General features: G+C 54.3%; 11 protein-coding genes. 6 read left to right on the top strand and 5 right to left on the bottom strand.

Annotated features, from left to right (window positions below; genetic code table 11):
• Positions 1-119 precede the first annotated feature (119 nt).
• The gene (locus ACR0DX_RS19860) at positions 120-1,163 is read right to left on the bottom strand and encodes a zinc-dependent alcohol dehydrogenase family protein (protein WP_170356454.1); all 1,044 of its coding nucleotides are present in this window, start codon (positions 1,161-1,163) and stop codon (positions 120-122) included.
• Between the two features lie 277 nt (positions 1,164-1,440).
• Between ACR0DX_RS19860 and ACR0DX_RS19855 the strand changes: the two genes are divergently transcribed.
• The 4 genes from ACR0DX_RS19855 to ACR0DX_RS19840 all read left to right on the top strand — a co-directional run bounded on the left by ACR0DX_RS19855 (position 1,441) and on the right by ACR0DX_RS19840 (position 5,711).
• Positions 1,441-1,818, top strand: a complete 378-nt coding sequence (locus tag ACR0DX_RS19855) for a DoxX family protein (RefSeq protein ID WP_170356453.1) — start codon at positions 1,441-1,443, stop codon at positions 1,816-1,818.
• Positions 1,819-1,962: 144 nt separating this feature from the next.
• On the top strand, positions 1,963-3,489 hold the full coding sequence (locus tag ACR0DX_RS19850) for a DUF4153 domain-containing protein (protein WP_170356452.1): 1,527 nt from the start codon (positions 1,963-1,965) through the stop codon (positions 3,487-3,489).
• 12 nt (positions 3,490-3,501) lie between these two features.
• On the top strand, positions 3,502-4,194 hold the full coding sequence (locus ACR0DX_RS19845; protein ID WP_170356451.1) for a response regulator transcription factor: 693 nt from the start codon (positions 3,502-3,504) through the stop codon (positions 4,192-4,194).
• Positions 4,179-5,711, top strand: a complete 1,533-nt coding sequence (locus ACR0DX_RS19840; protein ID WP_170356450.1) for a sensor histidine kinase — start codon at positions 4,179-4,181, stop codon at positions 5,709-5,711. Before ACR0DX_RS19845 ends, ACR0DX_RS19840 begins: the two co-directional genes overlap by 16 nt.
• A gap of 33 nt (positions 5,712-5,744) precedes the next feature.
• Here the strand turns inward: ACR0DX_RS19840 and ACR0DX_RS19835 are convergent, their stop codons facing one another.
• The 4 genes from ACR0DX_RS19835 to paaZ form a co-directional block, all read right to left on the bottom strand.
• Complete coding sequence (locus ACR0DX_RS19835; protein ID WP_170356449.1) at positions 5,745-6,629, bottom strand: SGNH/GDSL hydrolase family protein; 885 nt, start codon at positions 6,627-6,629, stop codon at positions 5,745-5,747.
• Between the two features lie 22 nt (positions 6,630-6,651).
• Positions 6,652-7,515: an SGNH/GDSL hydrolase family protein gene (locus tag ACR0DX_RS19830; protein ID WP_480847134.1), complete on the bottom strand. Its 864-nt coding sequence runs from the start codon at positions 7,513-7,515 to the stop codon at positions 6,652-6,654.
• A 131-nt stretch (positions 7,516-7,646) separates the two neighbouring features.
• Positions 7,647-8,384 (bottom strand): hypothetical protein, encoded by a 738-nt coding sequence (locus ACR0DX_RS19825; RefSeq protein ID WP_170356447.1) that lies wholly within the window; start codon positions 8,382-8,384, stop codon positions 7,647-7,649.
• 83 nt (positions 8,385-8,467) lie between these two features.
• Entirely contained in the window at positions 8,468-10,507 is a 2,040-nt protein-coding gene (gene paaZ, locus ACR0DX_RS19820; RefSeq protein WP_480847131.1) for a phenylacetic acid degradation bifunctional protein PaaZ, read from the bottom strand.
• 370 nt (positions 10,508-10,877) lie between these two features.
• On the opposite strand from paaZ, the gene paaI reads away from it, so the two are divergent.
• On the top strand, positions 10,878-11,303 hold the full coding sequence (gene paaI / locus ACR0DX_RS19815) for a hydroxyphenylacetyl-CoA thioesterase PaaI (protein ID WP_170356503.1): 426 nt from the start codon (positions 10,878-10,880) through the stop codon (positions 11,301-11,303).
• A gap of 11 nt (positions 11,304-11,314) precedes the next feature.
• Positions 11,315-12,616, top strand: a complete 1,302-nt coding sequence (gene paaK, locus ACR0DX_RS19810; protein ID WP_170356445.1) for a phenylacetate--CoA ligase PaaK — start codon at positions 11,315-11,317, stop codon at positions 12,614-12,616.
• The last annotated feature ends 2 nt before the right edge of the window (positions 12,617-12,618 follow it).

The raw sequence follows: 12,618 nt of genomic DNA, 5'->3' as shown, positions 1-12,618 counted from the left end.
CTCCCACTCGGTTCCACTGCGTTCGCAACCGGGTTGAGCAAGACTATGGCCTATATCTATCTGATCACACAAGAATCTTGGTGATAACAATCCGTTTTTATCGACAAGAGCTAGTCGCGTTAATGGTCGAAATCAGTGATGACTGTCGCACCGATGGACTGAAAGCGGTCCATTTCCATCAAGGCCTGCGGCGCCTGAGACAGGTTGATCGTTTTGCCTACCAGTTTTTCTGGCGCTAGCTTGCCACAAGCGATCATTTCCAACATCGCGCCGTATCGATGGGCCTGCATCCCGTGAGAGCCAAAGATTTCAAGCTCATTCGAGATAACTTTTGCCATTGGCACCTGAGGTTGCGCTTGTTCGCCCAGCATAAGCCCAACCTGCACATGTTTCCCTCGGGGTCGTAGGTTCTGGATGGAATTGAAGCAGGTCGCCGGATGTCCCAGTGCGTCAACTGAGACATGAGCACCGCCACGGGTCAATTCGATAACTTCTGCTGCGACATCTGTCCCGGTGCCATTGATTGCGGTTACCGCGCCCAGGTTCCGAGCTAGGTCAAGCTTTCGGTCATCAATATCCACGGCAATGACCTGAGCGCCCAACGCGCTGGCGATCATCACGGCAGACAGACCGACCCCGCCGCACCCGTGAATGGCGACCCATTGACCTGCGCCGACTTTCCCTTGATCGACAACGGCGCGAAACGACGTCGCAAAGCGGCAACCAAGACTGGCCGCGGTTGCAAATTCCATGCCCTCGGGCAAAGCAACAAGGTTTAGATCGGCCTGATGAACCGCAACATATTCGGCGAATGAGCCCCAGTACGTAAAGCCGGGTTGATGTTGATCCAGACACACTTGTTGATGTCCCGCGTGGCATTCCGGGCAAGAGCCGCAGCCTGCGACAAAGGGGACTGTTACCCTGTCACCTGGTTTCCATTTCTTGACGTTTACGCCTGTGGCTTCCACAACGCCGGCCAGTTCGTGGCCGGGGACATGTGGCAATTCGATATCGTCGTCATGCCCCATCCAACCGTGCCAGTCCGAGCGGCATACACCCGACGCCTCAACGCGGATCACAACACCATCTGCATTCGGTGAGGGGTCGCTTATTGTGACCAGCTTAGGAGGCTGCGAGAAATTTTCGTAGAGAACGGCTTTCATTGGTCAGTCCCGCGGTAGTGGTTGCTCAGGCAGCATGGTAGTCAGGTTTTCATGCGATAAAAAGCTCTGCCAAGCGTCGTTTGATCAGTGGTTTTGGTGTTCAATTTACTGTGGCCTCCGGTTGCGGACATTTATCGATGAAAATAGGTCCTGTGCCATTGTCGCAAACAGCTTGGACCTACAATGACGTTGCCTCAAACCGACTTGGTTCAGCTTGGAGTTCCCCAATGCCTGGCGGTTTCCCGACAACCGATACGCTTGCGAGTCTGAGGGGAACATGGTCAGATTTTATTACTTGGGTCTTTTGCTCGTTTTCCTTTGGTTTTTTTGCGGCGGGATCGGGCATTTTGTCGTGTCAGAGTTCTTCCTAAGTATTACGCCACCTTATGTTCCTTGGCCGTTGGCGGTGGTTTACGTGTCAGGAGTTCTGGAAATCTTGGGGGCGATTGGCATTCTATTGCCGCAAGCCCGCCAACTGGCTGGGAATTGTCTGATTTTACTGACATTGGCCGTGACCCCGGCCAACATTCATATGTCACTGAACCCTGAGCTTTACCCATTTGCTACCGAATGGCAGCTGAACTTACGCCTAGTTATTCAAGTCCTACTGTTGGTTTGTATCTGGTGGTCGACACGCGACCGTCGCTGGGTCTGATCGTTTGGTCAACTGGGTGGAGTCGTCAAAGGTGTGCGCAAAATCTGCACAATAGCCTTTCAAAACCTGTTCAGGACTTGCCCCAGCTCTGCAATTGCGTCTGTCAACCTGATGGGAAGAACAACCGCAATCAGGAGGCGCGTAATGAGGCAGGAGCTGATAATCCACGGAGTGCCGGATAGCCTTAAACGAGATGCGTGGTGGCTAAGCATGTCAGAGACAACATCCGCGCAAACAACCCCACGGGCGCAAAGCGATAAATCGCTGTTTTCCTCACTTGGAATGGGGCACAAGATACCTTTGCTTGGCGTTTTGGTGACACTGGCAGATTGGCTGTTCTGGCACCAGCCGATTGGAATCTCTCTTGCCGTGTTTGCGATGATCCTTTCGGCAGCAATAGTGGCATTGAAGACCCCTCGGACCAATCGGCGCGAGCGGGTCGGGGCCATGGGCTTTGCCCTAGTGTGCAATTTGCCGTTGTGCATCGACCTGCAATTCTTGTCGGTGTTATTTAGTCTGGCCGGGTTGGTTTTGCTGGTGGGGTGGTCGGTCTACGGATTGCCGTTGAACGAACGCTTGTTTTTTAGGGTTGCGATACGATTGCCTACAATCGGAAACTTGTTGCTGAGTTGGGCCGCGCTGCGTGATTTGCCTGAGGCAGATATGGGCAAGGGCATTCGTCGTCAGGCATCTTCGGCCGTGCTTCCCTTCATGATGGGCATCATTTTCCTGATGCTGCTGGCCGCCGCAAACCCAGTTCTGGAAGGCTACCTGCAAGGGTTGGACCCAACTCATTTGTTCACAGCCGATTTTTGGTTGCGCGTCTTGTTCTGGTGTCTGATCGGGTCTCAAGTTTGGGCGTGTTTGAACCTTAGTAAGTCTTGGTTAGGTTCCGGAGCGCAAAAACCCTCTTTCCAGAGGGCCGGGCCCGGACGGGTTACATTTCTGATCAACCCTCTTTCTGTTCGGAATTCGCTGTTTTTGTTCAACCTGTTGTTCTTAGTGCAGACAGGTATGGATATCGGGATTTTTACCGGCGGTGTCGCCTTGCCCGATGGTATGACTTATGCTTCCTATGCCCATCGCGGTGCCTATCCTTTGGTCGTGACGGCATTGCTAGCAGGGGTATTCGTCCTGTTGACACGCAGCATGATCGCGCAGGATAGGGTCCTGCGGAATCTGGTTTATCTTTGGTTGGCTCAGAATATCTTTTTGGTGATGACCGCAGCCTTCCGCCTAATGCTGTATGTCGAGGCGTATGCACTAACTTATCTGCGCGTTGCCGCCTTTATCTGGATGGGCCTTGTATTGATCGGCTTGGTGCTGACGGTCATTCAAGTTCATCGAGGGTTGGGAGTTGATTGGCTATTGCGACGGTGCCTGGCCACCGTTGTCGTCACAGTCTATGTTTGCTGCTTTGTCAATTTCGCGCACCTGATCGCTGGCTATAACCTGACGCACGGTCAGGATCTGGCGCTTCGCGATACCTACTACATCTGCGGATTAGGTCCCGATGCATACCCTGCCATACACGCTTTTGAAGCCAAAACCGGCGAGCGTATTTGCGGTAAAAGACTGGACTATCTCATGTCCCAGGATGCCATTTCCAACTGGCGAGAATGGGGCTTTCGCAGGTGGCGCATCCAAGCCTATTATCAGGCTCAGAGCTGAGGACCCTATTTGATGCCCGCACGTATTCTCATCGTCGACGACGATCCGGACATTCTTGAAGTGACAGGGTTTGCAGTTGAAAACGCGGGTTTTCAAACGATGTTTGCCAGTGACGGTTTGGCCGCACTTGACGCTGCTCGACAAGAGCAACCTGAACTGATCGTATTGGATATCGGCCTGCCTGAACGTGACGGGCTTGAAGTGTGTCGCGAAATTCGCAAGTCCTCTGATGTCCCGATCCTGTTTCTTACGGCTCGGGATGATGAGGTTGACCGGGTCGTCGGGCTTGAGATCGGAGCAGACGACTATCTGACCAAACCCTTTTCCCCGCGCGAACTGGTGGCACGTATCAAAGCCATCCTCAAACGCAGCGTCCCGCCAGCCACCCCGGCCGAACAAGTCCTCGTGCAAGGGAAGTTGAATCTGGATGCGCGTCGCCATTCGTGCCTGTACGGCGCAGAGCAGGTGGTATTGACAGGATCAGAGCTTCGGTTGTTGGCAACTTTGATGTCTCGACCGGATCACGTTATGTCCCGACCTCAGTTGGTGGATGCGCTGTACGGTTACAACATCCACGTGTCGGACCGAACAATAGACAGTCATATTCGCAATATCCGCGCCAAGCTGTCACAAGCCGGCTGCACCGACGGAATTATCACCGTGCATGGTGTTGGCCTGAGGATGGGACCATGCAAGGCGGGGTAAAGCCTAGAAAACGTCCCAAGCTCTGGACTGTTGTCTTGCTTGTTCTAGCGATTGTTCTGTGTCTGCCGTTTGCGGGGCTGGCATTGTTCCGATTTTACGACAGCCAGTTGGTCCAGCAAACCGAAGAAAGCCTGCTGACACAAGCTGCTGTCCTCTCGGCGACCTATTCCGAGCTATATGCTGAGGCAGCAGGGCTTGATCCGCCCAAGCGCGGCGCGATTTCGGTCGATCGGGCAGTCTTTCCAGCATTGTCTGTAAATCGGGAAACAGTTTTGCCTCCACGCCCTGATGCGCAGGCAATGCAGCTGGACCCCGGCCGCGTTTATAAGCAAATAGCGGCTCCTTTATCGCGGATCGCGGCTGGCGCACAGACGCAAACGCTGGTGGGGTATCGGTTTCTGGATACGTTCGGAAATGTCTTCGCCGGAACCGCCGAACTCGGAGAGAATCTGGGGCAGGTGGCCGAAGTACAGGAAGCTATGCAGGGGAACATCTCGTCGGTCGCTCGAACGCGTCTGCGCGAGGACAGAACGCCTGCGGTCTATACACTCAGCAGGGCAGCCCGTGTTCGCGTGTTTGTTGCGATGCCGGTGTTCGTAGAAGAGGCGCAGATCGGGGCTGTCTATCTGAGCCGGACCCCAAACCATATCTTCCGATTTCTTTATGGCGAGCGCTTTAATTTGGCGAAAGCGGCCGTATTCGTGGCTTTGTCCACTGCGTTGATCGGGTTTGTGTTCTGGCGCTTTATCACACGGCCCATCCGCCTTTTGATAGAAAGGACGCAGTCGGCAGGCTATGGCGTTGACGCGTGGGAGCCACCAGAGCATTTAGGAACCCGCGAAATTGAGGAGCTGAGTCAGAGTTTTCAGTCTCTCACTACACGTCTGCAAAACAAACAAGACGCGCTAAAAACCTATACCGCCCATGTCACGCACGAGTTGAAGTCTCCTCTGACTGCCCTCAAAGGTGCGACCGAGCTGCTGCGGGACAACAGCTTGACTGTGGAACAACGGAACAAGCTTCTGGATACCGTAGATAAAGGCGGCAAGCGTATGGAGGACTTGCTGGCCCATATGCGTGCGTTCAGCCTTGCCGATCAAAGTGCTTTGACCGGAAGTTGCCGTCTGGATGATGTCGTTCCCTTCGTGACCGAGACCTTTCCCAACCTTTCGGTGCAAGTCGAAAACGGAGATCTCCCTCTGCCCGTGGCTGAAGAAACGCTAAGGATTATACTGACGCATTTGCTTGAAAATGCACAACAACACGACGCCAGCGAAATCGTTCTGACAGCAGGTCAAGGCAGCGATGCGACCACCCTGCGCGTTGCAGACAACGGCACGGGGGTTAGCGATGGGAATGCAGGAAAGATAATGCAGCCCTTTTTCACCACGCGGAGAAACAGTGGTGGGACGGGTATGGGTTTGAATATTGTGACGGCAACCGCCGAGGCGATCGGTGGACGCCTAAGCCTGGACCCATCCAGTCGCGGGGCATGTTTTCTCTTGACCTTCGGCTGACTCGACTGTCGCGCTAAAGAGCACGATTAGGATTCAGCTTTGTTCCTTCGTCGGCGAAATTTGCGTGAAGATCGCCGTACAAATCTGATCCATTTCTAGGGCAAAGAAGTTTTTGGCTGCAGCTTCGTTCGGATGATACGGATCTTTCACCATGCCTTTTTTGTTCAGACGAAAATACTCTTTGTTCCCTTGATTGGCGGCGACAGTTTCCGGCGTGGATCCCGGCACAAACGAACAACGCAAGCCTGATGTTTTGAAGGCGTCCATTAGGTTCTTTTGCGCCCGCAACCTCAGGTCTACTATTTTCTTTTTGTAGGCCGGGGCGGTGGTCATGAAAATGCAGGGCAGGTCAGGTGGAAGCTGGGTTTTCAACTTTTGAACATCGCGGATTGCAGCCTCGGGGCTGTTGGCCCAGCGTTTGGCGGAATTGCCCAGAAAAGACATCAGGATCAGCTTTGGGTCGTAGTAATCGTCGCGCAACATCTCTTCCAGCGGGGACGTGTTTGCTGCACAAAACTGGTAGTCGCGCCCTTCGCCAATCTGGACGTATTTGTTGCCGGACTTGTTTACGAAACCATAAGCCCCCGCATTAACCCGCCATTTGGGATCAACCTTGCAGATCGTATCCTTACCCTTGCCAGATCGTGCCGTCCACGATGGTATAGAGCTGGAGCGCACGCCGATTACACCGACCCGCATTTTTCCAAGTTGCTCAAGATGCTGCTTTTGCTCGGCGTTCGGTTTGCAATGAGTTTTGATATTACTGAAGAACTCCAGGAATGCAGGCCCCGAGCCGAACGATATCTGACTGTCCCCGATGATCAGTATTTCAGGCGAGTCAAACGGCTCGGCACTGACCGGAAGTGCTTGCAAAAGAAGGGCAATGGCCATGCCCGCGGCTTTGTTCAGAAACTGCATGTTTCCCCCTTATGCGGTTTCTCTATTTCAGGGCTTCGAAGATCGCATCGCAGAAATCGACCGTGTTGATCTTCAAAAACTGGCGAATTGCAGCCGGACTTGGATGATGCGGATCTTTGACACGACCGGCTTCGTTGCGGCGAAAATATTTTGGTTTGCCCTCAATGGCCGCGCGCGTCTTTGCATTGAACCCTTCGACGGCGATACACTGGGCATCGGCACGCTCGAACGCTCGGGCAATGGCCGTTTGAGCTTTCATCCGCTTGTCATTTGTTTTTTTGAGGTAGACCGGCGCGCTTGAGATAAAGACGCAAGGCATATCCTTGGGCACCTGTGCCAGAGTCTTGGACACATCCTGTGCGACCGCTTCTGGTGAGTTTGCCCAGCGATCGGCCGAGTTGCCCAGAAAAGTCAGGACCAACAAGCCAGGATCATAGTAGTTTTCGGCAAACATAGCCTCAAACGCGGTCTGTTTGGGTTTGCAGAACTGATAAGATGGACCTTTTCCGATCTGGATGAAAACACGATCAGGGTTTCCATCGATCCCATAGGCACCAGCGTTAACACCAAATTTCTTGTCTACATCGCAGATTGCACCGCGTGTCGGCCCGCTGACGGATGTCCAAGATTGCAACGAGGTGGACCGTACACCGATCGCAGCCGTTTGACGTGCGCCAAGCTTTTCCAGCAACCGAGTGCGTTCTGCTGTCATATTGCAGCGTTGTGGCAAGTCTTGGAAGAACCGGGTGTATTCCTTTCCTGCCCCAAAAGAGATCTGACTGTCGCCCAGCACCAAAATGTCGGGTTGCGCCAGCGCAGGCACTGAACCCAGCGACAGTATCGCCACAAGCGCAGTGCGCAAGATTGATCGTCCCATGTGTGTCACGCGGCTACCTTCGATGAGAACCAACTGTGCATCCAAATCCTAACTGATCGGTAAAACATGGCCTAACCGGCGATGAAATACCAATCAAGACCCGGTTACAGTTAGCGGAGCCACTCAGATTGGAACGTGAGTTATCGGGAAAATCGTTCGGGCGACAAGTTGGGCAACGCGGACAGTAGATCGGTGACCCTGCCGTGGCACAGTGCCAGCGGTCCTTTTGGGTTTAGGGAAATATGGGCCCATACTGCAGGGCGCAGTGCCATTTTCCGCCAGTGGTGCAAAAGCATCAGTCGTATCGCAGCTTGGGGCAAGGATTGCATGCGATGAATTTCGGCAGAAGCTGCAAGGTCAAAGATGCGCGACGCCTGACGTAGAACATTGTCCTGCACAAGACCGCTCGAGAACCACTCGGGCGGAGGGTAGTCATCAAACTTTAGCGTCACGACGTTTTCGGCTTTGGCAGCAGCTGAGGCGGGCATCAGAACCAGCGCTTTGTCGATTGGAATCGATAAGGGTGGCGCTGCGAATCCTTGACGAACCCAGCAGGTTACCCAGCCTTCGGGGTATTTGGCGTCTTGACGATATACATCCTCATGGGCGGCCCGGGTTTCTGATAGGCCATGTGAAGATAGGCGATAGGTAACTTCGCGCCCCGATTTTGTTGACTCGATCCAGCCGTCTTTTCTAAGGCGGTGCAAGGCGACACGCATGGCTTCGGTTTTGATCCCAACACGACCAAGTAGCAGCCCCAAGTCTTTGCCTGTAATTTCTTTGCCATTCATGTCACCGAAAAGGGTAACGATCAGCGACCAGGTCTTGATCGGTTCTAGCGCAACAAGTTCTTCAATCAGTTTTTCGGCTGAATTCAAATCTAGGTTTCCAAATGGCCGGTTCGCAGGCTGGCCTATTGGATATCATGCCAATGTCTTGTGTGGCCACGGAAAACCGATGCTCAACCGCGGGAATATGCATTCATTGTCAGAAGATCGTACTCGGCTGCCCGGTCGCCATTCTGGTTTGTCAGTGTCACATGCCAGCGAACCTCTCCGTAGTCTTGGTTGCGCGGAGTTTTCTGCTTGACCGTCAGATGAACTTGAATGCTGTCTCCGGCTTGCACGGGCTTAAGGAACCTCAGATTGTCGAGCCCGGTATTCGCCAGAACTGGCCCTTCATCTGGTTGCACGAACAACCCCGCAGCGAAGCTGAGTAACAGATACCCATGTGCAACCCGTCCCGGGAAAAATGGGTTCCGCTTCGCGGCAGCTTCGTCCATGTGTGCATAGAACGTATCGCCGGTGAAATGTGCGAAAGTTTCAATGTCGGCCAAAGAGATTTCTCGGGACGCGGTGTGTAATGTCTCACCTATTTCCAGTTCATGGAAGGTGCGGGTAAAGGGGTGGGCATCGCGGGTGACTTCTGCTGAGCCGGCCGTCCATTTTCGGTTAATCCGCGTCAGAATATCGGGGCTGCCCTGAACCGCAGTGCGCTGCATGTAGTGCAGTACGCCCCGAACGCCTCCCAGCTCTTCGCCGCCGCCCGCGCGTCCTGGGCCACCATGCACCATGTGCGGTAGCGGAGAGCCATGGCCCGTGCTTTCGTTCATAGATTGTCGGTTGTTGAAGTACAGTCGCCCGTGAAACGCGCCCGCACCCAAGGCGGCTTGTCGGGCAAAGTCGCCGTCGTTGGTGATGACCGAGGCAACAAGGCTGCCTTTGCCCTTGTTGGTCAGGCGAAGGGCATGATCAAGATCGCGGTAAGGCATGACGGTCGAAACCGGCCCAAAGGCTTCGACATCATGAACGTATTGCGCTGTATCTGGGGTCTCGCAATAAAACAGCATGGGTGGCACGAACGCGCCTTTTTTGCGGTCCGCACCCGAAACCTGAAACTTTTCTGGGTGGCCAAATACGCGAGTCGCATCCTGCTCGATCAGGGCGGCCTTCTGCAAAACGTCCCGGCGTTGCGCCTGAGAGACCAGCGGCCCCATCTGCGTCGCCGTGTCCGAGGGATCGCCTATAATTGTCCGCTCAAGGGTTTCCCGCAACGCTGTAATCACCGCTTCGACCTGTGGTTCAGGCGCAATAATCCGACGAATGGCAGTGCATTTCTGCCCAGCCTTTGCCGTCATCTCGTGGGTAATTTCCTTTATGAATAGGTCGAATTCGGGCGTGCCTACTTCCGCATCGGGTCCGAGAATTGAGGCATTCAGGCTGTCTTGCTCGGCAATAAAACGGGTTGCGTTATGCAAAATGCTCGGTGTGCTACGCAGTTTAAGAGCCGTTTGCGCCGAGCCGGTAAAGCTGATCACATCTTGCGATCCGACGTCGTCTAGCAGAGCACCAATATCGCCCGAGATCAGCTGTACTGCACCATCTGGCAACAAGCCACTTTCGAGCATGATGCGAACACATAACTCGGTTACGTAACAGGTGGCTGTCGCCGGTTTGACGATTGCCGGCACCCCGGCAAGTAAGGTGGGCGCAAGCTTTTCCAGCATGCCCCAGACCGGAAAATTGAACGCATTGATGTGGACAGCGGCGCCCGTCAACGAGGTGCAGATATGTTGCCCCAAAAAGGTTCCACTGCGGGACAGTTGCTCGATATTGCCGTCCAGATAGATCGTATCATCTGGCATCTCACGCCGACCTTTGCTGGCAAAGACCAGCAACGTGCCGATCCCCCCATCAATGTCGATCAGGTGATCCTTGTGCGTAGACCCGGTCGCGAAAGAGGCGTCATAAAGTGCCTTTTTGTGCTGGCCCAAATGCAGCGCAAGTGCCTTCAGCATGCGGGCTCGATCATGGAAAGTCATGGCCCTCAACGCCGAACCGCCTTTGGCACGCGCATATTCCAGCATGGCTTCGGTGTCCAAAGCACTGTTGCCTGCCCGTGCAATCAAATCTCCGGTCACCGCCGAGTGGATATCCCGCGCGGCGCTGTCACAGCCAATCCAATGACCGGCTACATAACTTTCAACGTTCTGAACTGCCATTTCGGGACCTCTACAATGGTGTCGTTCATTAATTGACCAACCGGACGGTTTATGAAATGTTTAAATTGAAGGTTGCTTAAGATCAAGGAGTATACAGTGCTTGCCACGCGACACGCAGGTTGGGACGGGTTCACTGTGAATCGACCTGATCAGATGAGCAATTTTACCAATGAAATGCACCGTACCTTTCGCGATGCCTTGAATTGCGCGAATGCTGCGCACAACGTTTTGATCAGTGAGGCGAGGCAGCAGCACATTGCACCAGTCGCCTATGCCGTAAACAGCTTGGCTGTCAGGACAAGACGATCATCGCCTTCGCGTGTGGTATCGTAGTGGTGACGAATACGGCCAAAAGCCCAAGGGTACAGTTATGACGCCCAAGGAACGTGCGGAACAGGCGGCCCGAACGATGTGGGGTAATGATCAGGCAAGTCCTTGGGTGGGAATGCAGATCGAAGCAGTGGATGAAGGGCAGGCGGTTCTGACGCTGACAGTAGAAAAGCACCACACCAACGGGCACGGCATTTGTCATGGAGGCGTGATCTATATGCTGGCCGATAGTGCATTCGCGTTTGCATGCAACAGCCGGAACCAATCGACGGTCGCGCAACACAACTCAATTACCTACATCGCGCCCGGTCAGTTGGGCGATCGCCTGACCGCAACAGCAACCGAGGTCAGCCTGACTGGGCGGAGCGGTATTTATGATGTGACAGTGGTCAATCAGACGAACACAGTTGTAGCAGTGTTTCGCGGTTGCTCTCGGGCGGTGCACGGTCACGTGTTCGAGGAATAGCGGAGGAGTTTATGAAAGACCTAACACCAGCCCGAAACACGCTTGATCCGATAGAGATTGCTTCCATCGACGAAATTAGAAGCCTGCAGTTGGACCGTCTGAGATGGTCTCTGCGCCACGCTTACGAAAACGTTCCGATGTATCGCCAACGGTTCGACGCGGCGGGGGTCCATCCGGATGATCTGCGATCTCTAAGCGACCTGTCGAAATTCCCGTTTACTCACAAAGACGATCTGCGTGCCAACTATCCATTTGGGCTTTTCGCTGTTGCTCGGGAAGAAATCGTGCGGGTCCATGCATCATCCGGGACGACGGGTAAACCAACAGTGGTGGGCTATACGCCGAAAGATATTGATAACTGGGCCGGACTTGTGGCGCGATCCATGCGGGCCAGCGGTACCAAACCAGGAGAAATAGTGCACATCGCCTATGGCTATGGCCTGTTCACAGGGGGGTTGGGCGCGCATTACGGGGCCGAGCTTCTGAACTGCACGGTTGTTCCGGTTTCCGGCGGTATGACAGAACGCCAAGTGATGCTGATACAGGACTTCAAACCCAGCACGATCATGGTCACTCCGTCCTATATGCTTAACATACTGGAGCAGTTTCACACGGCTGGTATCGACCCGCGCGATTCCACGTTGGATGTGGGAATCTTTGGCGCCGAACCCTGGACGAACGCAATGAGGGCAGAGGTTGAGGATGCCTTCGACATGCATGCAGTCGACATCTATGGCCTGTCCGAAATCATGGGGCCAGGCGTTGCAAATGAGTGCGTCGAGACCAAGGACGGGCTGCATATCTGGGAGGACCACTTCTACCCGGAAATCATTGACCCGGAGACGGGTGAAGTGTTGCCAGATGGCGAGTTGGGTGAGTTGGTCTTTACGACGCTGACCAAAGAGGGCATGCCAATGATCCGCTATCGCACTCGCGATCTGACGCGGCTTTTGCCCGGAACGGCGCGATCAATGCGGAGAATGGAGAAAATCACCGGCCGATCCGATGACATGATCATCCTCAGGGGCGTGAACGTCTTTCCGACCCAGATCGAAGAGCTTGTTCTGGCAGCCCCGGATCTGGCGCCGCATTTCCAGATAGAGCTGTCCCGCACGGGCCGGATGGACGATATGACGGTACGCGTTGAAACCGGCGCGCCAGAGGACATGCGCGAAGGTATTGCCGGGGCCTTGTCCAAGAAGATTAAAGATACCATAGGGATCGGCGCATCGGTGAACGTTGGTGCTCCGGGCAGTGTCGAGCGCAGCCAGGGCAAAGCCCGTCGAGTAGTTGACAACAGGCCAAAGGAGTAAAC

It is taken from the genome of Ruegeria sp. D3 (assembly GCF_056534465.1).
The sequence above is the reverse complement of the archived record's forward strand: the minus strand, read 5'-3'. Positions and strand labels throughout refer to the sequence as shown.

What these genes read in the sequence shown, in the direction of transcription:
- ACR0DX_RS19860 (WP_170356454.1), bottom strand. Translation starts at nt 1,163, where the DNA reads ATGAAAGCCGTTCTCTACGAAAATTTCTCGCAGCCTCCTAAGCTGGTC.
- ACR0DX_RS19855 (WP_170356453.1), top strand. Translation starts at nt 1,441, where the DNA reads ATGGTCAGATTTTATTACTTGGGTCTTTTGCTCGTTTTCCTTTGGTTT.
- ACR0DX_RS19850 (WP_170356452.1), top strand. Translation starts at nt 1,963, where the DNA reads ATGAGGCAGGAGCTGATAATCCACGGAGTGCCGGATAGCCTTAAACGA.
- ACR0DX_RS19845 (WP_170356451.1), top strand. Translation starts at nt 3,502, where the DNA reads ATGCCCGCACGTATTCTCATCGTCGACGACGATCCGGACATTCTTGAA.
- ACR0DX_RS19840 (WP_170356450.1), top strand. Translation starts at nt 4,179, where the DNA reads ATGCAAGGCGGGGTAAAGCCTAGAAAACGTCCCAAGCTCTGGACTGTT.
- ACR0DX_RS19835 (WP_170356449.1), bottom strand. Translation starts at nt 6,629, where the DNA reads ATGCAGTTTCTGAACAAAGCCGCGGGCATGGCCATTGCCCTTCTTTTG.
- paaZ (WP_480847131.1), bottom strand. Translation starts at nt 10,507, where the DNA reads ATGGCAGTTCAGAACGTTGAAAGTTATGTAGCCGGTCATTGGATTGGC.
- paaI (WP_170356503.1), top strand. Translation starts at nt 10,878, where the DNA reads ATGACGCCCAAGGAACGTGCGGAACAGGCGGCCCGAACGATGTGGGGT.
- paaK (WP_170356445.1), top strand. Translation starts at nt 11,315, where the DNA reads ATGAAAGACCTAACACCAGCCCGAAACACGCTTGATCCGATAGAGATT.